This window comes from Aminobacter sp. BA135, assembly GCF_050859125.1.
Classification (GTDB): domain Bacteria; phylum Pseudomonadota; class Alphaproteobacteria; order Rhizobiales; family Rhizobiaceae; genus Aminobacter; species Aminobacter ciceronei.
Genome location: NZ_CP139572.1, coordinates 4,818,173 through 4,842,369 on the forward strand (window position 1 = coordinate 4,818,173; position 24,197 = coordinate 4,842,369).

24 protein-coding genes are annotated in these 24,197 nt (G+C 65.3%); 9 read left to right on the top strand and 15 right to left on the bottom strand.

The window, feature by feature from the left end; translation table 11 throughout:
• Positions 1-94: 94 nt before the first annotated feature.
• Positions 95-1,369, bottom strand: coding sequence for a peptide antibiotic transporter SbmA (gene sbmA, locus SLT36_RS23480; protein ID WP_432284659.1), 1,275 nt, complete (start codon positions 1,367-1,369; stop codon positions 95-97).
• A gap of 166 nt (positions 1,370-1,535) precedes the next feature.
• Between sbmA and SLT36_RS23485 the strand changes: the two genes are divergently transcribed.
• Positions 1,536-1,940, top strand: coding sequence for an MAPEG family protein (locus SLT36_RS23485; protein WP_432284660.1), 405 nt, complete (start codon positions 1,536-1,538; stop codon positions 1,938-1,940).
• On the opposite strand, the gene SLT36_RS23490 is transcribed toward SLT36_RS23485, so the two are convergent.
• Positions 1,937-2,140 (bottom strand): hypothetical protein, encoded by a 204-nt coding sequence (locus tag SLT36_RS23490; protein WP_432284661.1) that lies wholly within the window; start codon positions 2,138-2,140, stop codon positions 1,937-1,939. The genes SLT36_RS23485 and SLT36_RS23490 overlap by 4 nt on opposite strands.
• Before the next feature lie 138 nt (positions 2,141-2,278).
• Here SLT36_RS23490 and SLT36_RS23495 point away from each other — a divergent pair, with 138 nt between their 5' ends.
• Positions 2,279-3,151, top strand: a complete 873-nt coding sequence (locus SLT36_RS23495; RefSeq protein WP_432284662.1) for a LysR substrate-binding domain-containing protein — start codon at positions 2,279-2,281, stop codon at positions 3,149-3,151.
• Positions 3,152-3,205: 54 nt separating this feature from the next.
• Here SLT36_RS23495 and SLT36_RS23500 read toward each other — a convergent pair whose 3' ends face one another.
• The 6 genes from SLT36_RS23500 to SLT36_RS23525 form a co-directional block, all read right to left on the bottom strand.
• On the bottom strand, positions 3,206-3,556 hold the full coding sequence (locus SLT36_RS23500; RefSeq protein ID WP_432284663.1) for an ArsC family reductase: 351 nt from the start codon (positions 3,554-3,556) through the stop codon (positions 3,206-3,208).
• Positions 3,557-3,623: 67 nt separating this feature from the next.
• Positions 3,624-4,028, bottom strand: coding sequence for a RidA family protein (locus SLT36_RS23505; RefSeq protein WP_432284664.1), 405 nt, complete (start codon positions 4,026-4,028; stop codon positions 3,624-3,626).
• Entirely contained in the window at positions 4,025-4,876 is an 852-nt protein-coding gene (locus SLT36_RS23510) for an SMP-30/gluconolactonase/LRE family protein (RefSeq protein ID WP_432284665.1), read from the bottom strand. The genes SLT36_RS23505 and SLT36_RS23510 overlap by 4 nt, the downstream gene beginning before the upstream one ends.
• Positions 4,873-6,093, bottom strand: a complete 1,221-nt coding sequence (locus SLT36_RS23515; protein WP_432284666.1) for a PLP-dependent aminotransferase family protein — start codon at positions 6,091-6,093, stop codon at positions 4,873-4,875. Before SLT36_RS23515 ends, SLT36_RS23510 begins: the two co-directional genes overlap by 4 nt.
• A 23-nt stretch (positions 6,094-6,116) precedes the next feature.
• Complete coding sequence (locus SLT36_RS23520) at positions 6,117-7,388, bottom strand: Coenzyme F420 hydrogenase/dehydrogenase, beta subunit C-terminal domain (RefSeq protein ID WP_432284667.1); 1,272 nt, start codon at positions 7,386-7,388, stop codon at positions 6,117-6,119.
• Positions 7,389-7,514: 126 nt separating this feature from the next.
• Positions 7,515-8,447 carry a LysR family transcriptional regulator gene (locus tag SLT36_RS23525; protein ID WP_432284668.1) on the bottom strand — a complete coding sequence of 311 codons (933 nt, stop codon included), beginning with the start codon at positions 8,445-8,447 and terminating at the stop codon, positions 7,515-7,517.
• Between the two features lie 175 nt (positions 8,448-8,622).
• On the opposite strand from SLT36_RS23525, the gene SLT36_RS23530 reads away from it, so the two are divergent.
• Positions 8,623-9,066 (top strand): MarR family winged helix-turn-helix transcriptional regulator, encoded by a 444-nt coding sequence (locus SLT36_RS23530; protein WP_067964711.1) that lies wholly within the window; start codon positions 8,623-8,625, stop codon positions 9,064-9,066.
• A 102-nt stretch (positions 9,067-9,168) separates the two neighbouring features.
• Here the strand turns inward: SLT36_RS23530 and SLT36_RS23535 are convergent, their stop codons facing one another.
• A complete protein-coding gene (locus SLT36_RS23535) occupies positions 9,169-9,831 on the bottom strand; it encodes a flavin reductase family protein (protein WP_432284669.1) in 663 nt (220 codons plus the stop codon).
• A 258-nt stretch (positions 9,832-10,089) separates the two neighbouring features.
• On the opposite strand from SLT36_RS23535, the gene SLT36_RS23540 reads away from it, so the two are divergent.
• The 3 genes from SLT36_RS23540 (at position 10,090) to SLT36_RS23550 (ending at position 13,215) form a co-directional block, all read left to right on the top strand.
• The gene (locus tag SLT36_RS23540; RefSeq protein WP_115733166.1) at positions 10,090-10,779 is read left to right on the top strand and encodes a GntR family transcriptional regulator; all 690 of its coding nucleotides are present in this window, start codon (positions 10,090-10,092) and stop codon (positions 10,777-10,779) included.
• Between the two features lie 86 nt (positions 10,780-10,865).
• Positions 10,866-12,329, top strand: a complete 1,464-nt coding sequence (locus SLT36_RS23545; RefSeq protein WP_432284670.1) for an amidohydrolase family protein — start codon at positions 10,866-10,868, stop codon at positions 12,327-12,329.
• Positions 12,330-12,393: 64 nt separating this feature from the next.
• The gene (locus SLT36_RS23550; protein WP_432284671.1) at positions 12,394-13,215 is read left to right on the top strand and encodes a DUF3800 domain-containing protein; all 822 of its coding nucleotides are present in this window, start codon (positions 12,394-12,396) and stop codon (positions 13,213-13,215) included.
• Positions 13,216-13,410: 195 nt separating this feature from the next.
• On the opposite strand, the gene SLT36_RS23555 is transcribed toward SLT36_RS23550, so the two are convergent.
• The 4 genes from SLT36_RS23555 to SLT36_RS23570 form a co-directional block, all read right to left on the bottom strand.
• Positions 13,411-14,442: a P1 family peptidase gene (locus tag SLT36_RS23555; RefSeq protein ID WP_432284672.1), complete on the bottom strand. Its 1,032-nt coding sequence runs from the start codon at positions 14,440-14,442 to the stop codon at positions 13,411-13,413.
• A 5-nt stretch (positions 14,443-14,447) separates the two neighbouring features.
• On the bottom strand, positions 14,448-15,035 hold the full coding sequence (locus SLT36_RS23560) for an NUDIX domain-containing protein (RefSeq protein ID WP_432284673.1): 588 nt from the start codon (positions 15,033-15,035) through the stop codon (positions 14,448-14,450).
• 234 nt (positions 15,036-15,269) lie between these two features.
• Positions 15,270-16,286 carry an amino acid ABC transporter substrate-binding protein gene (locus tag SLT36_RS23565; protein ID WP_432284674.1) on the bottom strand — a complete coding sequence of 339 codons (1,017 nt, stop codon included), beginning with the start codon at positions 16,284-16,286 and terminating at the stop codon, positions 15,270-15,272.
• Between the two features lie 119 nt (positions 16,287-16,405).
• Positions 16,406-19,456: an aminotransferase class III-fold pyridoxal phosphate-dependent enzyme gene (locus SLT36_RS23570; RefSeq protein WP_432284675.1), complete on the bottom strand. Its 3,051-nt coding sequence runs from the start codon at positions 19,454-19,456 to the stop codon at positions 16,406-16,408.
• A 130-nt stretch (positions 19,457-19,586) separates the two neighbouring features.
• Between SLT36_RS23570 and SLT36_RS23575 the strand changes: the two genes are divergently transcribed.
• Complete coding sequence (locus tag SLT36_RS23575) at positions 19,587-20,024, top strand: Lrp/AsnC family transcriptional regulator (RefSeq protein ID WP_067964726.1); 438 nt, start codon at positions 19,587-19,589, stop codon at positions 20,022-20,024.
• Between the two features lie 36 nt (positions 20,025-20,060).
• On the opposite strand, the gene SLT36_RS23580 is transcribed toward SLT36_RS23575, so the two are convergent.
• Positions 20,061-21,131, bottom strand: a complete 1,071-nt coding sequence (locus tag SLT36_RS23580) for an alpha/beta hydrolase (protein WP_432284676.1) — start codon at positions 21,129-21,131, stop codon at positions 20,061-20,063.
• 26 nt (positions 21,132-21,157) lie between these two features.
• Positions 21,158-22,576: an MFS transporter gene (locus tag SLT36_RS23585; protein ID WP_432284677.1), complete on the bottom strand. Its 1,419-nt coding sequence runs from the start codon at positions 22,574-22,576 to the stop codon at positions 21,158-21,160.
• 60 nt (positions 22,577-22,636) lie between these two features.
• Here SLT36_RS23585 and SLT36_RS23590 point away from each other — a divergent pair, with 60 nt between their 5' ends.
• Together SLT36_RS23590 and SLT36_RS23595 are read left to right on the top strand one after the other, a co-directional pair.
• A complete protein-coding gene (locus SLT36_RS23590; RefSeq protein ID WP_432284678.1) occupies positions 22,637-23,638 on the top strand; it encodes a LysR family transcriptional regulator in 1,002 nt (333 codons plus the stop codon).
• 46 nt (positions 23,639-23,684) lie between these two features.
• Positions 23,685-24,185 carry a peptide deformylase gene (locus tag SLT36_RS23595; protein ID WP_432284679.1) on the top strand — a complete coding sequence of 167 codons (501 nt, stop codon included), beginning with the start codon at positions 23,685-23,687 and terminating at the stop codon, positions 24,183-24,185.
• Positions 24,186-24,197 lie beyond the last annotated feature (12 nt).

Genomic DNA, 24,197 nt, shown 5'->3' on the forward strand with positions numbered 1-24,197 from the left:
TCGCACACACCCTCAGTTACTTGCCGATAACTGGCTCCGGCGATCCAATGCCGATATCTGGCTCCGGCGATTGCGCTGGCCAGGGCGCCGGCACTCAGGCCGGCTCGCTCTCCGGTTCGGAACCGGTCTTCTTCTGGTCGAGATAGCGCTGGTCGATGTCGGGCAGCGCTTCACCAGACAGCGTCGCTTCGAAGGCGCGCAGGCGCTTGTGCACCGACTGCAGCTCGACGATCGTCGACCATGAGTTGAGCAGGAACTGCAGCGATCCCGTCACGCGGCCGAAGGCATTCGAGATCTGATTCATCGGCCCGAGCGTGATCTTGTGCGCGACGATCGACGGCCCCAGGATGATGAAGGAGAAGATGTTGTCGGCCTGCAGGTAGGTGTAGCGGACGACGTTGAAGTAGATGTAGTGGGCATAAAGTCGGAAGTAATTGCGCCGCACGTTGGTGAAAAGCTCGGTGGTGGTCGCCGGCTGGGCACGCTCGGCGTGGTCCTCGCCATAGACCAGCTCCTTGCGGTAGGCGGCCTCGACGCGCTGGTTGCGGAACTGCAGGCCGGGCAGCTTCACACCGGCGAGCATGACCGACAGCGTGCCGAGCAGACACCAGCCGATGGCAGCGATAATAAGCGGCTGCGGGACGGCGCCGATGATCGGCAGCTCGGTGATGTGCTTCTGCAATTCGATCAGAACAGGCAGGAAGGCGATCAGCGTCATGATCGACGCCACGAAGCTGGAGCCCAGGTCTTCCATGATCTGGGCGAAGCGCATGGTGTCTTCCTGAATACGCTGCGAGGCACCTTCGATGTGGCGCAGCTTGCTCCAGTTCTGCATGAAATAGTCGTTCATGGCGGTGCGCCAACGGAAGATCCAGTGCTGCACGACATAGGCGTTGACGACCGAAACGTTCATGCCGATCAGCGCCAGCCAGGCAAAGCTGGCGGAGCCGGCATAGAATTCTGCATTGGTCGAATTGGTGGTCCCACCCATCAGGCCCTGGACGTAATCGAAGAACGGGCCGTACCAGTTGTTCACGGCGACGCTGACCTGAACGTTGAAGTAGATCAGGAACAGGATGACCGAGGTGACGAGGATCGACCATTGCTGCCAGGGATGGGGCGAATACCAGCGCCAGAAGGCATAGAAAAGCAGGACCCCGGCGACGTAGTAGATGTAGAACCAGATGAACGGCGCCGACAGGAACACAGTGATGCCGATGATCGGCGGCGTACCTGCGGCGGCCGGAGGCAGGCCGAACAGCGCGCCAAGTTGCGCCCCGCCAAAGAACCAGAACAGCACAAGCGCCAGGCTCCAGACGGCAGCCGAGGTGAAGAACAGCTTCGGCTGCGGGAAGAACGATATGAACACGGTTCCGGGTTCCTTTCGGGGGCATTGCCTGTTGGCCGCATGAAGTCACACTTCGTGGCACAAGGGAATCCCTTGCGGCGACCGCCTGTTGCAATGCAGGCCGGATCGTGGCGATTTTCCGCGCCGGAATATTACAGTTTGGTCATTTAGCCAGTTCGGGGATCGCATGAACCAGTCAGCCCTTGCCGCAGCCGGACTTTATGCCGGGCTGAACGCGCTGATCCTGTTGTGGCTGACGGTGGCGACAGCGCTGGTCAGGCGTCGCCATATGGTGGTGATCGGCGACGGCGGCGTGGCGCATCTCCGCCGCACGATGCGCGGCCATGCCAACGCCATCGAGAACATCCCCGTCATGCTGGTGTTGCTGGGATTTGCGGCAGCGCTCGGCGCGCCGGTCATGGCGATCCATCTGCTGGGTGCTGCCTTCACCTTGGGCCGCACGCTGCATGCCTGGCACTTCAGCAATGCCGAGGCGGCGCAGTGGCAGCGGGCGACGGGCTTCGGGCTCAGCGTGCTGACGCTTGGCGCGGCCGCTCTCGGCGTGCTCGGCCACGCCCTGCTCTTGCTCTAGGCGCGGCACTCGCCCGGTACCGGCAAAGCGGGGCGGAAACCGCGGCCGAGCGGCAGGTCGGCGAGCTCGCGCTCGTCCATGCGGGCGATATCGGGATGCGAGAGCGGATCGCGCAGCCAGGCGAGGAAACGCTCGCTGTCGATGCCGTGGTTGTCATGCTGGCCTTGCAGCAGGGTGATGAGGCTTGAGAAAATCTTCATCCGACTTCTCCTGGGAGTTGATCCTTTCACGCTATTTTCGCTACAAACGCTGACGCTACAATCAAGAATGCCGAAGCCGGAGTTTAGAAAATCTCAAGTCTGGCACTCAATCGTATTCATCTCAACGGGCTCCGTGCGGTGGAGAGCGTCGCGCGCTGCGGTTCGCTGGTCAAGGCGGCAGAGGAGCTGGGCGTGTCGGCCAGCGCGGTCAGCCAGCAGATCGGCCGCACCGAGGCGCAACTTGGCCGCGCCGTCTTCCAGCGCACCGGCGCGGGCCTGGCATTGACCGCCTTCGGGGCGGAGTTCTGCGCACGGCTGACCAGCGGCTTCCAGGAACTGGGCCGCGCCGTGGCGCTGGCCGACGAGGCAGCCACCAACGTGCTGGTGGTATCGGTGGCGCCCGCTTTCGCCTCGCGCTTCCTCGTGCCTCGGCTGAACCGCTTCAACCAGCGCCATCCCGAGATCAAGCTCAGGATCGACGCCTCTACCGGGCTTGTCGATCTCGACCATTCCGACGTCGACCTGGCGATCCGCATGGGCGACGGCGCATGGCCCGGCGTGCGGGCAGAGCTTTTGCTGGCCCAGGAGGTGTTCCCGGTCTGCGCCCCGGCGCTTGCCGCAAAGCTCGGGCAACCCACCGATCTCGCGCATCTGCCTGTGATCGCCGACGAAAGCACGATGATCAGCTGGGAGCGCTGGTTCGAGGCGGCGGGGCTGGAAAAGCCGTTTCCGGTGCAGCCGGCCGGGCCGTCCTTCACCGACCCGATCCTCGGCATCGACGCGGCGGTGGCCGGCCAGGGCGTGGCGCTGGCCTGGCAGCTCCTGTCGGCCGATGCGCTTGCCGACGGACGGCTGGTGGCGCCCTTCGGCATCACTGTCGCCAGCGGGCTCGGCTATTATCTTGTCAGTTCGAAGCTGGAGCGGCCGAGCCGCAAGCTGCGCGACTTCTCGACCTGGCTGCGCGAGGAAGTGGCAACGACGATGGCAAGGTTCGGTACCAGGGCGAAGTAGCCGGCGGAGGTTCGGCATGGGGACCGCGGCCCGGCGACCAGGTCGCGGAACAAATCAGTGCGGGAATGCGGCCTCGTAGGCCTCGGGCTTGAAGCCGGCGAGGCGGCGGCTGCCGAGGTCGAGCATCGGGCGCTTGATCATCGAAGGCTGGGCGAGCATCAGTGAAATCGCCTTGTCAGCGTCGAGGCCTTCCTTCTCAGTGTCGGGCAGCTTCTTGAATGTCGTGCCGGCGCGGTTGAGCACGGTCTCCCAGCCGAATTCCTTGACCCAGTTTTCCAGACTCTTGCGGTCTATGCCCGAGGCCTTGTAGTCATGGAAGTCGTAGGCGACGCCATGGCCTTCGAGCCAGGTACGAGCCTTCTTGATCGTGTCGCAGTTCTTGATGCCGTACATTCTGATCGACAAGACCGGGCCTCCGCAAGCGCGGCCGGCCGGGCGGACCCGACTCGGCCAGTTTCCATGCGGCTAGGTTCTACACCACAGGCGGTTTGGCAAGCGCGTGACGCCAGGCGACGGCCTCGACCTCGACCATGATCTCGGGCAGGACCAGTGCCGTGACGACCATGGCGCTGGCGGCCGGCGGGTTGTCGGCGAAGATCCGGTTCTTGACCGCGGCATAGGCCTGGTAGGCGTCGGTGCTGGTCAGATAGCAGCGCAGCGACACGACATGGCCGAGCGTAAGCCCGGCTTCGGCCAGCACCGCCGCGATGTTGCGGAACACCTGCTCAGTCTGCCCGGCGGGATCGCCGACCGCGATGATCTGCTTGTCCTTCAGCGCCACCTGGCCGGAGACGAGCACGAAATCACCGCAGCCGACGGCCTGGCTCATGCCGGGAAACGCCATGCCTGGAAGATTGAGACGTTCGACGTTGCTCATGGCCGTCCTGCTCCCGATGCTGGCGCGCGGACGACGTCGATGCGCCCTCCCCTGAGCTTGGCGGTGACGTTGGGGTCATGATGCGGGGCGACGCAGATGTAGAGGTCGCGGCCATCAGTGCCGCCGAGCATGCAGGCATAAGGGTTGGCATCTGATATGACGACGCGGTCGACGATCTCGCCGGCCGGGCTGATGCGCAGCACCGTCTTTTCATAAGGCGAGGCAGCCCAGACATGGCCCTCGGCGTCGAGGCAGATGCCGTCGGGCACATGGCCGTCGACCGCTGCGAACAGCCGGCGGTTGGACAGGCTGCCATCGGCTGAGATGTCGAAAGCGGTGAGACGTGCGGCCATCGACTCGGCGATGATCAAGGTGCGGCCGTCCGACGTCATAACTGCGCCGTTGGGGCACATCAGGCCGTCGGCGGCGATGCCAACCGCGCCATCCGGCGCGACAGCGGCCAGCACCGTCGGCGCCGGCGGCTGGCCGGCATAGAAGTCGAAGCCGATATTGCCGACATAGGCGCGGCCTTCACCGTCGACGACCATGTCGTTGGAGTGGAACGGGTGGACGCCGGCGAGATCGGCGTGAAGCGCGAGCTTTCCGTCCTTATGCCGCCGGAACAGCTTGCGGTCGTTCATCGAAACGACGAGCAGGTCGCCATCCGGCAGCCAGCCCATGCCTGACGGGCCGCCGGGAACGGCGAAACTGTCGCGCCTGGCGCCGTCGCCGTCCAGCACGTGGACGAGGCCGTCATGCTGGTCGGCGAACCACAGCCCCCCGTCATGCCAGCGGGGGCACTCGGGATAGACGAATCCCCTCGCAATCGTGCGCACAACCATCGTCATGCCGGAACCCGGGCGCACGCGCTGAGGATCTCGCCGAGCTTCTTAATGCCGCGCTCGATGATGTCTTCGCTGACATGGCTGTAGGCAAGGCGCAGGAACTGGCGGCCGTCGCTTTCGCCCATGAAACGCTCGCCGGGGCGGAAGAAGATGCCTTCCTTGGCCGACAGTTCGGCGGCGCGCTGCCAGTCGACGCGCTCGTCGATTTCGAGCCAGAGATAGAACGAACCCTGCGGCATGCGGAAGGTGACGTAGTTGCCGCAATAGTCGCGCACCGCGCGCGCCGCCGTCTCGGCCTTGCTCTTGTAGACTTTGTTGACCTCGGCGATATGGTCGTCGAGCAGGCCGTCGGCCATGAACGAGGCCATGACGCGGGAATACCACTGGCTGACACCAAGGTCCTGGCGCACGGCAGCAATGGGCTCGATGGCCGCGGCCGGGCCGGCGATCCAGCCGAGCCGCAGCGCGGGCGCCACGATCTTGGAGAAGCTGCCGCACTGGATGACACGCTCGTCGGTGTCGAGGCTGAGCAGGGTCGGCAGTTCCTCGCCGGCGAAACGCAGGTCGCCATAGACATTGTCCTCGATGATGAGGAAGTCGTGCTCGCCGGCGAGGCGCAGCAACTGCTTGCGGCGCGGCACCGACATTTCGGTGCAGGTCGGGGTCTGGAAGGTCGGGATGGTGTAGACGACCTTGACCTTCTTGCCCTCTGATTTGACCTTCTTCAGCAGCGCTTCGAGCGCGTCGATGTCCATGCCGTGGTCGTCGACCGGCACCGTGCGCAGGTCACCGCCGGCCATCTGCATGAAGCGCAGCGCATAGGGAAAGGAGGCGGCTTCGGCGACGACGACGTCGCCCGGATTGACGTAGCCGTTGGCGGCAAGGGCGATGCCCTGCACCGAGCCCGAGGTCAGGATGACGCCCAGCGTGCCGAGCTGCTTGCCCTGGGTGCGCTCGATGCGGTCCGCTATCTCCTCGCGCAGGCCCTTGAAGCCGAAGACCAGCTCCTCATAACCGGTGGCCGGGTCGAAATAGTCGAGCACCTTGGCGCCATGCTCGTCGAGTGCCTTGCGGGCGAGGCGGACGAGGTCCTCGGTCGGAAAGGTCTCGGGCGCGGCCAGTCCCTGGTCGAAATTGAAGACCGCGGGAACCTCGGGATCGGGGAAGAAAAGGGCCGGACCTGAGCCGGAGAGCTTGGCGCGCAGATGATCGACAGACATGGTTTCCTCCTTGGTGATCGTTGTCAGCTTGTCTTGGTGTCCGGGACGAAGGTCCCCGAGGTGATCGGGCTCTCGCGGTTGCGGCGCTTGAGCGAACGGGCAAGCGTGCCGCAGAAGGCTGTCCAGCGTTCGCGCCAGCTGGCGGCAAGGCCTGCCTGCACCACCCTGAGCGCGCCGTAGTCGGGGAACGGCTGGCCGGTCAAAGCGAGAGCGGCGAGCCGCCACAGCACCGAACGCTTCTTGGTGCCGTGGTCGTCATGCATGGCTTCGAGCTCGGCGACCGAAAACGCCTGCTCATGAATGTAGCCGGCGACGACCGCATCCTCGATCAGCTGCCTGCCGCGCTCGGTGCGGGCGATGTGCATGTTCCAGCCGTCGCCGGCCTCGCGGTGGCTTGGCCTGCCGTCCTCCATGACCCAGCAATCGCCGGCGACGACGTCGGCGTGCTCGCCTGTGCCGTCAGCGCAAATCTTGCAGCGGAACATCAGCTCGTAGGTGAGATTAGAGAACCATGTCTCGTCATAACTCTGGCTGTACGCCCTGCCCTGCCGCGTGTGCAGATAGGTCGGACCGGGCCAGCCATGGCCGCGATAGCGGAACTCGTCGACGTCGCGGTGGTCCTCGCCGAAACGCCTGACGATGTTGTAGGTCGCGGCGATGCTGGGATTGCCGCCGCAGACCATCGCCAGCATGTAGGGGATCTGCAGGTCGACGCGCGGATCGACAAGCGCCAGGTTGCGCAAGGTGGCGACGTCGCAGGGCTTGCCGACGAACGCGAAGCGGCGGCCGCTGTCGAGCAGGGCTGCGACGTCCTTCAGCGGCGCCGACGGGCCGTAGCGGGACCCCGCCGAAGCGACGATCTGCGCGCGGGTGGTGTTGAACCTCGGTTCGTTGAGCAGCGGATTGTCACCGGCGACGCCGAGCTGGAGGACGCCGTCGACCTCGCCGCTCTCGACGAGATAGACCGCAAGCGCGGTCAGCACGCCGCCCGTCGCGCTCCTGAAGCGGATCTCGGGATCGGTCGCATGCCCCTTGGCGAGATGCAGCATGGCGCCGAAGATGCGGTGCGGCGCGAGCCCGACTGGGGCTGCGCCCAGTTGCGCGCGGCCGGCGCAAACCTCGAGCACCGCCTGCTGTTCGGCCTTCTCGAGCCGGCGCCAGCGACGCGGCCGCATGAAACCTTCCGGCGACAGGTCCATGCTGAGCGCCTCACGGCCGAGCAGGCTCGCGCAAGCGCCGCAGCCGGTGCAAAGCCCACGCTCGACAATCTCCTCGATGCTTGCAGCAGCACGCATGCGCCATCCTCCCGGCGACAGCCTCGCGGCCGTCGCCCCAGCGACAGGTTTTCGATCTCAGATGTTGGCTCGAGTTATAGGTCGGCGGTGTTTGCCCGTGCAAATTGCCAATCCGAATGACCGACATCAGCCTGAGTGATCCCGGCAGGCGTCCGGAAAACAATCGTCGAGCACGCCGCGAACCCAATCATGCGCCGGGCTGCCTTCAGAGGCCGGGTGCCAGTAGAGCCAGGTCTGAAGCGGCGGCATGCGGAAAGGCCGGGGCAGCGCAACGAAGGCATCTTCGGGCAGGAAGTGCCGGACGAAGGAGGTCGGAATGGTGAGGCAGAGGTCGCTGCGCGACAGGATGGCGGCAGCGGCCAGGCAATGTTCGAGATGCACCGCCACCTGCCGCTTCAGCTTCATCCGGGCCAGCGCGCCGTCGACCAGATTGGCAAAGCGCGGGCGATTGGAGATGTGCAGGTGGCTGAGCGCCATGTAGCGATCGATGGTGAAGGGTTCGGTCGCCGCCGGATGGCCCCGGCGCATGACACAGACGAATTCGTCACTGAACAGCAAGCGCTGGCCGAAACCATCCTCGGCCAGCGGATGCGACTCTACGGCGAAGTCGATCTCGCCCGAGGCCAGGCCGGGAAACAGGTCGCGCTCGGCAAGGAAGCGGTTGCGCACCGTCAGCCTCGAGCCCAGCCGGTTCAACTCGCCGACAAACGGCGCCAGCACGACCGCCTCGGCATAGTCGCTCATGCTGAAGGAGACGATGCGCTCGGAGGCGAGCGGGTCGAAGCGCTCATGCCGTGCGAGCGTACGGTCGAGCGCGGTGAGCGCTTCACGGACAGGGCCGATCAGCGTTTCGGCGAGCGGCGTCGGCGCGATGCCCTGCCGGGCACGGACGAAAAGCTGGTCGCCGAAGATGTCGCGCAGGCGCGCCAGGCTGTTGGAGACGGCGGGCTGGGTGACGTTGAGCGTTTCGGCGGCACGGGTGATGCTGGCCTCGCCGTAGACGGCCTCGAAGACATGCAACAGGTTGAGGTCGAGCTTTGCCAGATTGCGCAGGACCACACCCTACCTCCTCCGTCCCCGGCTGCGCCGCTCCATTGGCGAGAATGGACATTACCTACGCTGATCGAAGCCGCAGCCTCGTCCGAAGGGACTAGGAGGATGGTTCTTGCCGGAGATATTGCCGCGAATTACATAGGTATCTAATGATAATCAAAAGAACAAAAGGGGGATCGATATGAGCAGCGCCGAGCTGAAGAGCGCGTTTTTTGACGAATTGCTGAAGGTCAACCGCAAGCTCAGGACGATGTTCGACGCGCGGGTGAAGGAGCGCGGCCTGACGCTGGCGCGCGCCCGACTGATGATGCAGATCGCCAAATGCGAGGGCAAGACGCAGGCCGAGCTGGCAGAGCAGATGCAGATCGAGCAGCCGTCGCTGGTCGGGCTCATCGACGGGCTGGAGAAGAAGGGGCTGGTGGTGCGCTGCACCACCGACGGCGACCGGCGCACCAAACGCATCTTTCTGACGCCGACGGCGCGGCGCGAGGCCGACAGCATGTTCGCCGACGTCGCCGAGCTGCGCTGCCTAGTGCTTACCGGTGTTGACGACGCCGACATCGAAAGCGCGACCCGCGTGCTGCGCGTGCTGAGCGAGAACATTGGCGCTGCGGCCGAGGACTGACGCCCAAACAGAAAGGACGCCCGAAACGAGCGCCCTTCCCATGCAAGGTCGTCGGGGGCTTACGCCTTGCGGTGGAGCGGGTGGGCCGACAAGGCTCTAGCCTCAGCCGATGACCTTTTCCGACTTCGGGGCGGCATTGGCGGCTTTATCCTCTTGAGGAAAAAGCTCGGCCGGGCGCTTGAGCACGAACTGGTCGGCGGCAACGATGTAGTTGTCGGCGTGGAGACGGGCGATCGGCTGGTAGACCTCGGGCCGGACATAGCGGCCGCGCTCATCGAGGCAGTCGTCGCGAACATACATCTGCACGACCTCGCCAATGACGATGGTGCGGCGGCCATAATCGAGGATCTGCGACACACGGCACTCCATGGCGCAGGGCGATTCCTCGATGCGGGGTGCCGCGACCTTTTTCGACGGCGTGCTGGTCAGGCCGGCGAGCTCGATCTCGTCGACGTCGGCGGGGAAATTGATGCCGGTGACGATCATCTCGCTGGCAATCGCCATGTCGACCATGTGGACGACGAACTCGCCGGAGCGGCGGATGTTGGCGACGGTGTCCTTGGCGGTGCCGTCGGGACGGGTCTGCATGCCGAGGATGAGCAGCGGCGGCTCATGTGAGAAGACGTTGAAGAAGCTCATCGGCGCGGCGTTGTTGCAGCCATGCGCGTCGATGGTGGTGACGAGCGCGATGGGGCGTGGTCCGACGAAGTTGGTGAGCAGCCGGTAGCGGTCCATTTCGGGCAGCTCGGCGAAATCAAAATCCATCTTTTCTCCTTCGGACCGCATTTCGAGGCGCATGGACGGCGCTGATCGACCAATCATACACCCGAAGCGCCGGCGCCTCATGGCTTCGACGGCGGCCCCATCCTGCCACGTACAGGGCGCTTTCGGGCTCCTTCCAGCTCACGCTGACATCGTATCCAATTATTGTCAACAATTGCTGTCGACAGATTTGTTGACTTAGCGTCCATTTAGGTTTGAATAGGCTGGAGCCGCATATCGGGACGAACGGGGGAGGATTGGATGGACGCTGAAGCAGGCATGCGGCATGCCACCGATCAGGAAATCTACGAGAAGATCTGGAGCGCCATCGCCGAGCGGCAGATCGGCCCCGGCACGCGGCTGAAAGAAGAGCAGCTTGCCGACATCTTCGGCGCCAGCCGGGCACGCATCCGCCATGTGCTGCAGAACCTCGCCCGCGACGGCCTGATCACACTGGTTCCCAATCGCGGTGCGTTCGTATCCAAACCGTCGATCGAGGAAGCGCGCGATGTGTTCTTCGCCCGCCGCACCATCGAGGAACGGCTGGTCGAGCGGCTGTGCGCGACCATCGACGCCGCCGGAATCGCCCGGCTGGGCGAACATGTCGACCAGGAACGCAAGGCCCACCAGGGCGGCGACCTCGCCGGTGCGATCAGGCTCTCGGGCGCGTTCCACATGCTGATCGCCGAGCTGGCGCAATCGCAGATCCTCGCCACCCTGCTGCGCGATCTGGTTTCGCGGACGTCGCTGATCATGGCGATGTACCAGCAGAAGGAAATCCAGAACTGCGGCCCCGACGAGCATGCGGCGATCGTGCAGAGCATCACCGCGCGCGACGCCAAGGCGGCACTTGCCGTCATGCACCACCACCTCGCCCATATCGAAAACCAGCTCGATCTCGAAAGCGAACGCGTGCTCGCGCGCGACCTGGAAGACATTCTGGGGCTGTAGCCCCGGTTTGACATGGCTTGCGGAAGGCCGGCCGGGACCTTCCGCGACCATGCGGTATCGACCGCCGACATTTGGAAAGCAGTGACATGACGCAGCCAGACATCCTCGTGCGCCCAGACATCCTCATGCGTAACGTGACGGCGATCACCGTCGACCCGGAACGCCGGGTGATCGATCGCGCCTGGATCGCTGTCGCCGGCGACCGCATCAGCGCCATCGGTGGCGACGGCGACGCCGAGCCTGTCGGCGCCAGGGACATCATCGACGGCACAGGCATGGTGGCGATGCCCGGCTTGATCGACAGCCATTCGCATGCCGGCCACGGGCTGGTGCGCAATGCCGGCGCCGGGCTCGACAGCTGGTTCGACGCCTGCGAGGAGATCTACGCCCGCGGCTCGACGCCGGCATTCTGGCGCGCCGAGGCACGCATGACCCAGCTCGAGCGCCTGCGCGGCGGCATCACCACCGGTATGACGCTGCTCGGCGGCGGCGCCGACATCTACCGCACCGACGATCCCATCTATGGCGACGCGCATTGCGGTGCGACCGCCGAATCCGGGCTGCGCACCTTCATGGCTGTCGGCCCCGGCCGGACGCCCTTCCCGAAAAACTACCGCCAGTTTTCGGAGACCGGTCAGGCGCGCGACGTATCCGTCGGCTTCGAGCGCCAGCTCGAGGTCAGCGAAATTCTGATCGACCGCTGGAACGACCTGCTCGGCCGCGGCACCGGTGTATGCCTTGTCATGCCGGTCTATTATGCCGCCCAGGTGGCGGATGCCGATGCCCGCCGGCAGGTCGTCGAGATGGGCGAAGCAATCATGGATCTGCGCCGTCGCAAGGGCGTGCTGTTCACCCAGGACGGCCACCGCGACGGGTCGATCGCGCTGGCGCGCGATCTTGGTGTCCTCGGTGAGTTCGCGCTTCTGGGTCATAGCGTCGACCTCACCGAGGATGATTTTGCAGCGCTCAAGGAGACGGGCGCATCGATCATCCACAATCCGAGCGCCATCATGTCGGTCTATGGTCGCTGCCCGGTGCCGGAGCTGATCGAGGCCGGCATCACTGTCTGCCTGGGTTCTGACGCGGCAGCACCCGACCGCGGCTACGACATGTTCCGCCACATGGCGCAATGCATGCACTATCACCGCCGCCACTTCCGCGACCCGGCCTACCTGCCGCCCGGCAAGACCATTGAGATGGCGACGATCGACGCCGCCAGGGCGCTTGGCCTGGAAAACGAACTGGGCTCGCTGGAAACAGGCAAGAAGGCCGACATCGTGCTGGTCGACATGCGCAAGCCGCATCTCTACCCGCCCGTCATGCCGGTGACGCGCATCGCCCATTTCGCCAACGCCGCCGACGTCGACACCGTCATCGTCAACGGCAAGGTGTTGATGCGCGGCCGCAAGACCGACCACCTCGACGCCGACGACATCCTCGCCGATGCCGCCGAACAGGCGGCACTCGCCTTCGAGCGTGTCGGGCTGACACATCTGCTGGAAGAACCTCAGGAGTTCTGGCGCTTGGCGCGGCAGCCGTTGCCGGGCTAACATCTAGGCCCAACAGAGACCAGTTGCCGATCTTCCGGCTGCGGGCGGAGAAGGTCTGGCTGTCTTGATCCACGCCTATTTTGACGAGAGCGCTGAAGAGAAGGTCGGCCACGGAGTGCTAACCGTGGCCGGTTACATCTTCGAGGAGGACGGACTTCGCGGCTTAGAGGGCGAATGGGCGAAGCTGCTCGAAACCTACCGACTGCCCTACTTCCACATGACGGAGTGCAATGCGGACGATCCGCTATCGTCTGAAAATGTATTCTCTCACCTCACCAAGCCAGAACGCATTGAGGCCGCAAAAGGTGCGATTGCTATTGCCCGAAAGCACCCTCTTCACGGCGCAGCGTATGTGGTTTGGCAGGAAGAGTACCGCGAGATTTTGGAGGACGGCGGCTTTGGCTGTGACGCGTACAGCTTCCTACTGTGGAGCGCCTTACTTCAAGTATCCAAATGGTGCATCACCAACAGGCCACAATCTCTATCCCTCTATTTCGAGCAAGGCTACAAGACGCAATCTAGAGCAAACGATCTGCTTCAGTTCGCAATCCAAGATGAGGCCGTCTGGCGGAACAAAGGGCGCCCTCCAGTAATCCGCCACTCTTTCTTTGACAAGGACGCTTCATATCCCGGACAGGCCGCAGACCTGCTTGCGTGGCACGTTCGCAAAGGAAACGCGAACGTCTCATCTGGTAAGCCAGTCAGAAGGGACAGCACCGCCCTCTTTGAAGATCGTAGCATCAAGACCGTTCACTATCCGAGAGAGCGGTTGGTCGAGATTAGGGATCACTTCATCCTAAAGGGCGGCACGCTAGAACGCGCCGCGCAGATTCTTTTCACGCCTATCGACCCGTTCCTTGCCGACGAAGGGGCAGGTTCTCGATAGCCGAAATAGCTCTCTGCGTTGATCAACGCCAAGCGCCCGAGCGGACCATACGTTCGCCTCAGCTGGCGTGACGCCACCGGCGTTTCAGACGTATCCGCGTGGTAGGAAGGCATTTCAGACGCCGCCGCTTCTGGCGGCACGGTATCAAAATGGACGGCGTGCGCTTCCTGATCGGCTGATCGGTTCCACAGGTAACTAGCCTCGCTCTCTCAACCAATCTGCCAACGATGGCCGGAAATGCCCGGCGCGGCCATGCATGACCTCGGCTGCACACATCGAGTTCACCACGGCCTCCTCGGTTGCTTCAGCCGCGGCGCGGAACAGGCGGTCGATGCGGTTTTCGTTGACGGCGGAGATGGAAACGAAGTCGGCACGCTCGTCATGGTCGAAGGTCTGGGTGGTCGAGAAGCCGAGCGCGATGTCGCCGCTGCCATGCCCCCAATAGGCGCCGAGCCTGGCGAGACCGGCGCCGCAGCGGCGGACGACGCGCTTGAGCTGTCGGTGTTCCATCGCGATGTCAGTGGCAAGGATGACGATGACCGAGCCCTTCTCGGCCTCTCGCCTGCTGCGCGGATCGGGGCGGCGGCCGTCGGGCAGGATGAGATCGCCGGCGCGGCCGAAATTGGTCAGCACCAGCACGCCGACATGATGCGTGCTGCCGGCCAGCTCGATGCGGCGCGAAGCAGTGCCGATGCCACCCTTGTAACCGAAACAGCTCATGCCCGTGCCGGCGCCGACATTGCCTTCGGCGACCGGCCCGGACGCGGCTGCCGCAAGTGCGGCGCGGGCATCGTCCTCGGTGACGGCAAGCGCCTGGATGTCGCTGAGATGGCCGTCATTGCACTCCATGACCACCGGATTGACCGTCGACGTCTCGCGGCCGATGTCAGGATTCTCCAGAACCGCCGCGCGGATCAGCGCGTTGGCGCAGGTGCCGACACCAAAGGTGTTGGTGAGCAGGATCGGCGTCTCGATCGTGCCGAGCTCGTCGACCTGCATCAGGCCGGCGCTCTTGCCGAAACCGTTGATGACATCGCAGGCGGCCAGCACCTTCCTGCGATACAGGTTGCCGCCATGGGGCAGGATCGCGCTCACGCCGGTGTTGAGGTCGCCCGAGCGGATGGTGCGGTGGCCGATGGCCACGCCAGGCACGTCGGTGATGGCGTTGAGCGGTCCGGTCGGCGACGTGCCAAAGGAGATGCCGAGCTCGCGGGCGATGGTCGACATCGGCGCTAGGCTCCGCGCAAAAGGTGAAGGGCCGCATATTGCAGCAGCATGATGGTCTTGGCGTCGCAGATGCGGCCGTCGGCGACCATGGCCAGCGCCACGTCGATGCCGACTTCGAGCACCTCGATGTCCTCGCCCTCGCCTTCGTGGCCGCCGCCTTCGGAGATGCGGTCGCCGGGCTCGTAGCGGCCGACGAAGAAAAAGATCCGCTCGGTGACGGCGCCGGGGCTCATGAAGGCCTCGAAGACGCGGCGGACGTCGCGGACGCGGAAGCCCGTTTCTTCCTCGGTCTCGGCCCGAATGCGCTCCTCCGGGCTGGCATTGTCGAGCAGGCCTGCCGGCGTCTCGATCAGCATGTCGTCATAGCCACTGACGAAGGCGGGATAACGGAACTGCCGGACCAAAACGACAGTGCGGCGGGTCGGATCGTAGAGCAGAATGGTGGCGCCGTTGCCGCGGTCGTAGGTCTCGCGGCTCTGGAGCTGCCATTCGCCGTCGTTGCGACGGTATTCGAAGACCGTCTTCTTCAACAGGTACCAGTCATCGGAGAGGACTTTGACATCCTTGACGCGGACGCGGTCGGCTATGCTCATCAATGCACCCATGCTGCGGCCCGACGAACGTGCCGGGAATCTCGCGAGGCAGCATAGGCGGGGCCGCGCTGACGCGCGACTTGGAAATTCTGGCGGGAAGATAAGGGGCCGCGCTGACGTGCGACTTGGAAGTTCTGGCGGGAAGATAAGGGGCCGCGCTGACGCGCGACTTGGAAGTTCTTGCGGGAAGAAAAGGGGCCGCGCTGACGCGCGACCCCGGGGGGAGGAAAGCTGTCAGCGCACCGGTGGGGCGTACATCAGGCCGCCGGCATTCCACAGCGCATTGATGCCGCGGTCGATCTTGAGCTCGCTCGACTGGCCGAGATTGCGCTCGAAGATCTCGCCGAAATTGCCGACCTTGGAGATGATGTTGTAGCTCCAACGCGGATCGAGACCGAGCTGCTGGCCGCTGTCACCCTCAGCGCCGAGGAAGCGCTTGATGGCAGGATTTTCCGAGGACAGGCCGGCTTCGGCATTGTCCTTGGTGATGCCGAGCTCCTCGGCTTCGAGCAGCGCGAACAGCGTCCAGCGCACGATGTTGAACCACTTGTCGTCGCCCTGTCGAACGGCAGGCCCGAGCGGTTCCTTGGAAATGATCTCCGGCAGGACGACATAGGCAGCCGGATCGGTAAGCTTCAGCCGCTGGGCATAGAGTGCCGAGGCATCCGTCGTGTAGACGTCGCAACGGCCGGTGTCGAAGGCCTTGATGATGCCGTCGGCGGAATCGATGACCACCGGCTCGTATTTCATCTTGTGGGCGGAGAAGTAGTCGGCGACGTTCTGCTCGGTGGTCGTGCCCTGCTCGGTACAGACGGTGGCGCCGTCGAGCTTGAGCGCACTGTCGACGCCAAGAGCCTTGCGCGTCATGAAGCCCTGGCCGTCATAATAGGCGGTGCCGACGAAACGAATGCCGAGGCTGGAATCGCGCGACAGCGTCCAGGTGGTCTGGCGCGACAGCACGTCGACACCACCGGACTGCAGCGCGGTGAAACGCTCCTTGGTCGACAGCGGCACGTAGCTGACCTTCTCCGGATCGCCGAGCACGGCGGCGGCTACGGCGCGACAGAAGTCGATGTCGAAGCCTGACCATTTGCCGGCATCGTCAGGCGCCGAGAAACCGGCGACGCCCTGGCTCACGCCGCAGGTGAGCTTGTCACGCTGCTTGACGATGTCGAAGGTGTCGGCCACTGCCGGAATGGTCATCGCGGCCGAGCCCAGCAATAGTGCCGTTGCAAAAATTGTCCTCATCATTTCCTCCCTCTGGTGTTGAGGCAAAGCCTCTGCTTGCCGCCGGCGCGAAAGCGCCGGAAGTCGGTGAATTCCCTTGTCGTAAATTCCCTCCGCGCGAGATTTTCCGCGCGGGTCCTGAGCTATGCGCCTTCGACCGAGACCGCGGCGAACGCCTCCTCGAGCACGCCGACGAGATGGTCGGCATCGGCGCGACTGAAGATCATCGGCGGGCGCATCTTGAGCACGTTGTCGTGGGGGCCCTCGGTGCCGATCAACACGCCGCGGGCGCGTGCCCCGTCATTGACCTTGCGGGCGAAGGCGGTCGCCGGCTGCTTGGTCCTGCGGTCGGTGACCAATTCGATGCCGAGGAACAGGCCCCGACCCCTGACGTCGCCGATGACCTCGTAGCGCTGCTGCATCTCCCTGAAGCGCGCGACGAGATAGGCGCCGACATCGGCGGCATTGTCGCGCAGGCGGTCGCGCTCGATGACGTCGAGCACGGCGAGGCCCGCGGCACAGGACACCGGGTTGCCGCCGAAGGTGTTGAAATACTCCATGCCGTTGTTGAAGCGGTCGGCGATCTCGCGCGTGGTGACCAGCGCCGACATCGGGTGGCCGTTGCCGATCGGCTTGCCCATGGTGACGATGTCGGGGGTAACACCTTGCGTCTCGAAGGCCCACCAGTGGCTGCCGACACGGCCGAAGCCGACCTGTACTTCGTCGGCGATGCAGAAGCCGCCGGCGGCACGGACCATGGCGTAGACTTCCTTGAGATATCCCTCGGGGAGAAACACCTGGCCGGCGACGCTGGGGATGGATTCGGCGATGAAGAAGGCCGGCGCGCGACCCTTTGTGCGCATCGTCTCGATCTGCTCGGCTATGCTTTCGGCGAAGCGCCTGGCATGCTCTTCGACCGGCCAATCATCCGGCGCGTGGTAGCTGTCGGGGATGGTCGCTTCAAAGACATGGGCCGGCCGGCCCTTGCCGCCCTTGCGTTTGTATTTGTAGGGACTGAGGTCGATCAGCTCCTGGGTGGTGCCATGATAGGCCCAGTCGAGCACCAGCGCGTCGTTGCTGCCGGTCAAGGTGCGCGACATGCGCAGCGCAAGTGAATTGGCCTCGCTGCCGGAACAGGCGAAGGAGGCGACCGACAGGCCCTCGGGCAAGGTCGCAGTCAGTCGCTCGGCATAGGTGACGATGGCGTCGTGCAGGTAGCGCGTGTTGGTGTTGAGTTTTGCTGCCTGGGTGGCGATCGCCTCGACGACGTCGGGATGGGCGTGGCCGAGGTGGCAGACATTGTTGAAGCAATCGAGATAGGCGCGGCCGTGGTCATCGATCAGCCAGGCGCCCTCGCCGCGCACGAACTTGATCGGCTCGGAATAGGAGATCGACAGGTTGGGCAGCAGCGAGGCTTTCCGCGCGGCGACGATCTCGGGGCGGGGGCGGCCGGTCTGGTGAAAGGTCTCGGGCGGGATGCCGGCAAGCGTTGCGGCATCCGGGAACAGCTCGGCCCAGACGTCGAGATAACGCGCCTCGCCGACGCCGAGGATGTCACGAGCGGCGAGTTCGGGGTCGGTCGAGATCTGGAAATGCAGATGCGGCGCCCAGCCGCCGTTCTCGCTCGGTGCACCCATTTCGCCGACGAGCGCGCCGGCTTCGAGCGTCTCGCCCGGCTTCAGGCGGGCCATCGCCTCATGCGCCATGTGACCCCACAGCGTGACGAAGGGCGGGCAGCCTTCAGGCGTGTGCTCCAGCGCGATCAGGCAGCCATAACCGAGCGGGTCTTCCTCGATCTCGACGCTTTTGACCGTGGCTGCGAGCGGCGTGTAGACCTTGGTGCCTGCCGGCAAAAACAGGTCGAGGCCAAGATGGTGGACCCGGCGGGCGCCTTCGACGAAGCGCGACCAGAAGATGTCGGAGGTGTAGACCGTGCGTGCCTCGCCCCAGGGGCCGATGCCGAGCTCGACACCGTGCTCGGCGCACCAGGCATCCCACCAGGCGGTGGCCTTGTCGGGCTCCTGGCCGGCCGAAGTGGTCGTCATCGGATGAGCCGGATCGCCATAAGGCACCAGCGCCTTGACCAGGGTTGCCGGGTGACGATCAAGCACCGGTGCAAAGCTCTTCCTGTTGGCCTCGATCCAGGCGGTGACGGCGCGGGCGCCTGGTGTCGCGTCGAAACCGCAGGCGTGGCGCAGGATGGCGGTGGCGAAACGGCGGTTCATCGCGCCGAGGCGGCGCAGCAGCCGCCAGGCCGGCGCCTCCGAGATGGCGAGATAAGGATTGTCGCCGGTCTTGTCCTTGCGCTGCGCCGACAGCGTGACCGAAATGACCAGGCGCATGGCGATGAGGTCGAACAGGAGGTCGAGCTCTTCTTCGCGCAGCGGATATTCGGCATGGAAGCCGGCGGCCAGCGTCGCGGCGGCGCCGATCGGGTCCTCGACATCGAGGATCGAATAGGCGCAGGCGACCGCGACTTCGGCGATCACAGGCGAATGGAGCGCGTCGCCGAAATCGATGATGCCGGCAACCCGGTCGTGGTCGTCCCCGTCGACGAGCACGTTCCAGTCATTAGCGTCATTGTGGATGACCTGGGCACGCAGGCCGGCGAGACGGGGTGCCACGGCAGCGTCGAAATGGTCGAGCAGGCGTCGCAAAAGCGCGCGGTCGGCGACATCGGGAACATGGTGCAGGCGCAGGCGCGCGGCGCCGGCCTGGCGGATATCCCAGTCGAAGCTCCTGATCGCGCCGGGATGGATGAAGCCCTGCAGCGCGCCGTCGAGCCGGCCGAGCGCGCGGCCGAGATTTTCGAGCAGCTTCGGGGTGCGCGTCGCTTCGGCCAGCGGCAGGCCCGGCAGCCAGGACACCAGCCGCAGCGCATGGCGCTCGCCCGAGGCACCGGTCGCTTCCGAGAGCGCCGCACCGTCGGCGGACGGCTTGAGGCGGGGAGCGGCGACGCCCGAGCGCGCGAGATGATCAAGCAAGGCGACCTGGAATTCGCTTTCGGAGGCCGGCTCGCTGGCATTGACGATTTTGAGGATCCACTCAGCGCCGTCGTCGGCCGAGAGCTTGAAGTTCTGGTCGCGCTCGCTGTCGAGGGATGCCACGCGACCGCTGACGCCGAACCGGCTCGACGCCAGCTCGGCGGCCTCGCCAAAGGAGAATGCAGGCGCGGGGTGGGTCACGTCGGTCATGGTCTATCCGGATTTGCAGTTGACGGAGCTTGGCACGGGCCGAAAAATCGGGCATCCGGCAAAGCGCCGGTTGCACCGGCACTATGACTGCATGGACCGGCACTTTAACGGCGCAGATCGGAAGCGGGAAATGAAGGAACTCGACGCCAAGGACAGGGACATTCTGGGCATCCTGTCGAAGGAAGCGCGCATCCCGCTGAAGACGCTTGCCGGGCGCATCGGGCTCTCCCGCAGTGCGACCAGCGAACGCGTCGCGGCGCTGGAAAAGAGCGGCGTCATCCGCGGCTATCGCGCCGATATCGGCCAGATGGATTCGAACCTGGTCTCGGCCTTCCTGATGGTGACGCTGGTCTCGACGCCGTCGATGGGTGTGCTCGACCAGTTGGCACGCTATTCGGAGGTGCGGCGGGTATCGTCGGTAACAGGCCAGCTCGACCTGATGGTCGAGGTCGAGGTGCCGTCGATCGACCGGCTGAACACGCTGCGCGACATCATCGCCACACATCCGAGCGTGCAGGACCTGACGACGCTGATCGTGCTGCGCCGCGACATCGAGCGGCGCGAGTAGCCGGCGGCAGCGGCTGCCGCCGGACGCCGCAGCCGGTCAGTCGGCCTGGAGGGCACGCCCCAGCGCCGATCTCCAGCCGGCGATGAAGGTCGCTGAGACGCGCGCGGCTGGAACCATGGTGTCGAAGCCATGATAGGCGCCGGGCACGACCGACAGCTCGACCGGCACGCCTGCTTCGACGAGGCGGGTGGCGAAAGCCATCGATTCCCTGGCGAACAGATCGAGCGTGCCGACACCGATCCAGGTTGCGGGAAGGCCGTGCAGGCTTTTTGCCCGCGCCGGAACGGCACCTTCGGGTGCGGCATCCATCACCGGCTTGCGCCCCAGCACCGCGGCCCAGCCGAACGCGTTGGACTGCCAGTTCCAGATGAAGGTGCCGATATGAGCCGGCGGCTTCCGCAGGGCGGTGCGGTCGTCGAGCATCGGGTAGCGCAAGGCCTGGAAGCGGATTGGCAGTTCTCCACGGTCGCGCGCCCGCAGCGAAACGGCTGCGGCAAGGCCGGCGCCGGCACTCTCGCCGAGCAGGGCAACGCGGGCGGGGTCGATGCCGAGTTCGTCGGCCGAGGCATGCATCCATTCGAGCGCGGCATAGGCATCGTCAAGGCCGGCCGGGAACGGATGCTCGGGCGCCAGGCGGTAGTCGACCGACACGATAACGGCGCCGAGATCGGCGGCGAGCTGCTGCAGTTCGGCAATGGCCACTTCGGGCCTGCCGACGACGAGGCCGCCGCCATGGATGTGCAGGATCGCCGGCTTGGCAGCCGCCTGCGGCGCTGGGTCGAGCAGGACGACGCGCAGGCGCGGATTTCCGGCGCCGCCTGGTATGAGCCGGTCCCGCGGCTGGACCACCGGCACTGGCAGCGCCGGCGGGAACTGGGCACCGCGCACCGCCTGGAGATTGCCCATGCCAAGATCGAGCGGCGGGATGTGATCGAGGATCGGGCGAAGCTCGGGATCGACAAGGGTCAGCGGGTCGATGGCCGAACCCGCCGGTTCGGCGGTCGGCGGGGCGGCTTCGGCACGTGCTCCCGACGCCGGCATGAAGGGGGAAAAAGACATGAGCGCGGTAAAAGACATGGCGGCAAGGTCCCTGCGGTTGAGGCGCATTTTGATCTCCTGGGATGTGGCGTGGATTAGCGGCCGGCCGAAGCGGCCTGGCGCGGTGCGGCGGAAAAGAGGAACAGGCCGGCGACAGCACCGGCGAGCAGGATGACGGCGGCGGCGGAGAAGGTGGTCGCGTGAGCTGCGGCGCCGGCAGGCAGCGAGGCGGTGACTGATATCAGCAAAGCGAGGATCGAGGCGCCGCCCATCTGCAGCGAGGTGTTGGTCAGCCCCGAAACCATGCCGGCTTCGCCCTTGCGGGCGGAGGCGGTGGCTGCCTCGGTGAGACTGACGAAGGAGAATGAGGAACCGAAACCGCCTGCCACAAAGGCCGTGACGGTGAGCAACAGGTAAGGCTCGCCGGCAGCGACAGGTAGGAATGACAGGGCAAAAGCCGACAGGCTCATCAAGGCAAAGCCCAGGGCGGCGATGAGGCGCGGCGCCATGTAGCCCATCGCCACGGGTGCCAGGCGGGCACCGACGATCGAGGCGAGTGCGAAGGGCAGGAACAGCAGCCCCGTTTCGAGCGCATCAAGGCCGCGCAACTGCTGGAAGTAGAGCGAGCCGAAGAACAGCGAGGTCAGCGGGCCGGCGGAGTGAATGAAGATCAGGGCATTGGCGACGGCGACCGGGCGGTTTCCCAGGATTGCGAGGTCGAGCAACGGTGCTGCGCTGCGGCGCTCGATGAGGACGAAGAGGACCAGCAGAACGGCGGCGGCGAGCCACAGGACAAGGGTGATTGGCGTCGGGTGTGATGTCTGCGCGATGGCAAGCGTGAGCGCGCCGAAGCCAAGGGTTGCCGTGATGGCTCCGGCCCAGTCCATGGGGGCGGCCGGGGCCTGGCCGTCGCCGGCCGCGCCGCCGGCGCGCCTTGTGGCCCAGGCCATGACCAGCCCGAGCGGGACATTGATCAGCAGCGCCGACGACCAGCCGAAGGTGCTGGTGAGCAGGCCGCCGAGCAAAGTTCCCGAGGCGACACCGACGGTGGCCGAGGAGGCAAACAGGCCGAGCGCCCGCAGCCGCGCCGGACCGGAAGGGTAATACAAGGTCAGCAGGGCCAGCGAGTTGGCGGCGAGCAAGGCGGCACCCGCACCTTGCAGGGCGCGGGCGGCAATCAGCATCGGCATCGAGACGCTGCATGCGCCGATGAGCGAGGACAGCGCGAAGACGACGGCGCCGGCAGCGAACATGGCGCGGTGGCCGAGACGGTCGCCGGCCCTGCCGGCGAGCAGCAGCAAGCCGCCGAATGCCAGGGCATAAGCGTTGAAGACCCATTGCAGGTCGCGCTCGGTGGCTCCGAACGCCTGCGCCAGCGCGGGGCCGGCAACCATGAGGACGACGGCATCGATGACCACCAGGAACTGGGCGCCGCAGATGATGAGCAGCAGCAGCGACGCGGGTTGTGCCGGCGTGCCGGCTTCGGGTGAGGAGTGGGGAAACATCTGGTTCATGGCGACAAGATAGATTATCCCTGTATGGTCGATAATTTGCCGAATCTGGAATGACTATCCATGATCAGAGACAATAAAGCGGGCGCTCCCAGGGAAACGGGTGCTCCCGGGGAAGCGGGTGCCCCCAGGGATGAAAGGCTGCCGCCGGTCGAGGCCGTGGTGATCTTCACCCGCGTGGCTGAAACCGGCAGCTTCACCGCCGCGGCGCGGGCGATGGGACTGCCGCTGGCAACCGTCAGCAAAAGGGTGGCCGAACTCGAGGAGCATCTCGGCGTCAGGCTGATTGCGCGGACGACGAGGCGATCCTCGCTGACCGAGCCGGGCAAGCGGTTCCTGACCCACGGCCGGCTGATCGTTGATGCCTTGCAACGCGCCGCCGACGAAGCAGCGCAGGCGGTCGCGGAACCGTCGGGGCGGCTGCGGCTGACGATGTCGTCAGTGCTGGTCGAAGCCGGGCTGGGACGGCTGATCGCGCGCTTCGTCGCCGCCAACCCGAAGCTGCGCTGCGAGATCGACGTCTCCGACCGTTATGTCGACCTGGTCGCGGAGGGCTACGATCTCGCCATCCGGGTCGGCAGGCTCAAGGACTCGACGCTGATCGCCAGAAAGATCGGCAGCACCGAAGCCTCGATGTTTGCCGCACCGTCGCTGGTCGCCGAGCACGGCCTGCCGTCAGACCCCAAGTCGCTCCAATCCTATCCGCTGATCGGCGAGCAGATTTCGCCGTCGGACACGCAGCAATGGCTGCTGCATCATGCGACGCAGAAACCGGCGAAGATTGAGTTCAAGCCGCGCATGTCGGCCAACAATGTACGTGCCATCGCCGAGGCAATCGAGGCGGGACTTGGCATCGGGCGGCTGCCGACATTCGTCGGACGGAGGATGGTCGAGCATGGCCTGGCCGTGCCGGTGCTGCCGGAATGGGCCGGACCCGGGCTCGACATTTCGCTGGTTTACGCCGCGCATCGGGGCATGTTGCCGGGCGTGCGGCTGTTGATCGACCAGTTGAGCCGCGAGGCGGGCTCGCTGCTCCAAGGCCACGCGGCGCTGGCCGCGCGGTGACTTTCGCGCTATGCGGCTGCCGAGCGCTGCCCGAGGGAGACCTGACGTGACGACCCGGCCAATCGTGAAATTTCCCGACCCGCGCCTCAAGCTCGTCGCCGCGCCGGTGACGGTCTTTGACGACGAATTGCGCGCGCTGGCGTCCGACCTGCTCGACACGATGCGCGCGGCACCCGGCATCGGCATCACCGCCCCGCATATCGGCATCGCCAGGCGCCTGGTGGTGCTCGAGCTCGAAGGCCCTGGCAGTGCCAGGACCTACGTCAACCCGCAGATACTCTCGGCCTCGGAGGAGACGATGCTCCACACCGAAGGCAGCGTCTCGATGCCTGGTGTGACCGATGAGATCAGGCGGCATGCACGCGTGCGCATCGGCTATCAGGATCTCCAGGGCATCGAGCGCACCGAGGAAGCGGAGGGCCTGCTCGCCGTCTGCCATCAGCACGAGATCGACCAACTGGACGGCATGTTCTGGATCCAGCGGCTATCGAAGCTGAAGCGGGACCGGCTGATCAAGCGCTACGAAAAGCTGCAGCGGGCGATCTGAATCCCCCGCTGT

Coding starts and splice junctions, on each gene's coding strand:
- SLT36_RS23485 (WP_432284660.1), top strand. CDS start 1,536: ATGAACCAGTCAGCCCTTGCCGCAGCCGGACTTTATGCCGGGCTGAAC.
- SLT36_RS23490 (WP_432284661.1), bottom strand. CDS start 2,140: ATGAAGATTTTCTCAAGCCTCATCACCCTGCTGCAAGGCCAGCATGAC.
- SLT36_RS23505 (WP_432284664.1), bottom strand. CDS start 4,028: ATGAGCAACGTCGAACGTCTCAATCTTCCAGGCATGGCGTTTCCCGGC.
- SLT36_RS23510 (WP_432284665.1), bottom strand. CDS start 4,876: ATGACGATGGTTGTGCGCACGATTGCGAGGGGATTCGTCTATCCCGAG.
- SLT36_RS23515 (WP_432284666.1), bottom strand. CDS start 6,093: ATGTCTGTCGATCATCTGCGCGCCAAGCTCTCCGGCTCAGGTCCGGCC.
- SLT36_RS23520 (WP_432284667.1), bottom strand. CDS start 7,388: ATGCGTGCTGCTGCAAGCATCGAGGAGATTGTCGAGCGTGGGCTTTGC.
- SLT36_RS23530 (WP_067964711.1), top strand. CDS start 8,623: ATGAGCAGCGCCGAGCTGAAGAGCGCGTTTTTTGACGAATTGCTGAAG.
- SLT36_RS23535 (WP_432284669.1), bottom strand. CDS start 9,831: ATGGATTTTGATTTCGCCGAGCTGCCCGAAATGGACCGCTACCGGCTG.
- SLT36_RS23540 (WP_115733166.1), top strand. CDS start 10,090: ATGGACGCTGAAGCAGGCATGCGGCATGCCACCGATCAGGAAATCTAC.
- SLT36_RS23545 (WP_432284670.1), top strand. CDS start 10,866: ATGACGCAGCCAGACATCCTCGTGCGCCCAGACATCCTCATGCGTAAC.
- SLT36_RS23555 (WP_432284672.1), bottom strand. CDS start 14,442: ATGTCGACCATCGCCCGCGAGCTCGGCATCTCCTTTGGCACGTCGCCG.
- SLT36_RS23560 (WP_432284673.1), bottom strand. CDS start 15,035: ATGAGCATAGCCGACCGCGTCCGCGTCAAGGATGTCAAAGTCCTCTCC.
- SLT36_RS23565 (WP_432284674.1), bottom strand. CDS start 16,286: ATGATGAGGACAATTTTTGCAACGGCACTATTGCTGGGCTCGGCCGCG.
- SLT36_RS23570 (WP_432284675.1), bottom strand. CDS start 19,456: ATGACCGACGTGACCCACCCCGCGCCTGCATTCTCCTTTGGCGAGGCC.
- SLT36_RS23575 (WP_067964726.1), top strand. CDS start 19,587: ATGAAGGAACTCGACGCCAAGGACAGGGACATTCTGGGCATCCTGTCG.
- SLT36_RS23580 (WP_432284676.1), bottom strand. CDS start 21,131: ATGCGCCTCAACCGCAGGGACCTTGCCGCCATGTCTTTTACCGCGCTC.
- SLT36_RS23585 (WP_432284677.1), bottom strand. CDS start 22,576: ATGAACCAGATGTTTCCCCACTCCTCACCCGAAGCCGGCACGCCGGCA.
- SLT36_RS23590 (WP_432284678.1), top strand. CDS start 22,637: ATGATCAGAGACAATAAAGCGGGCGCTCCCAGGGAAACGGGTGCTCCC.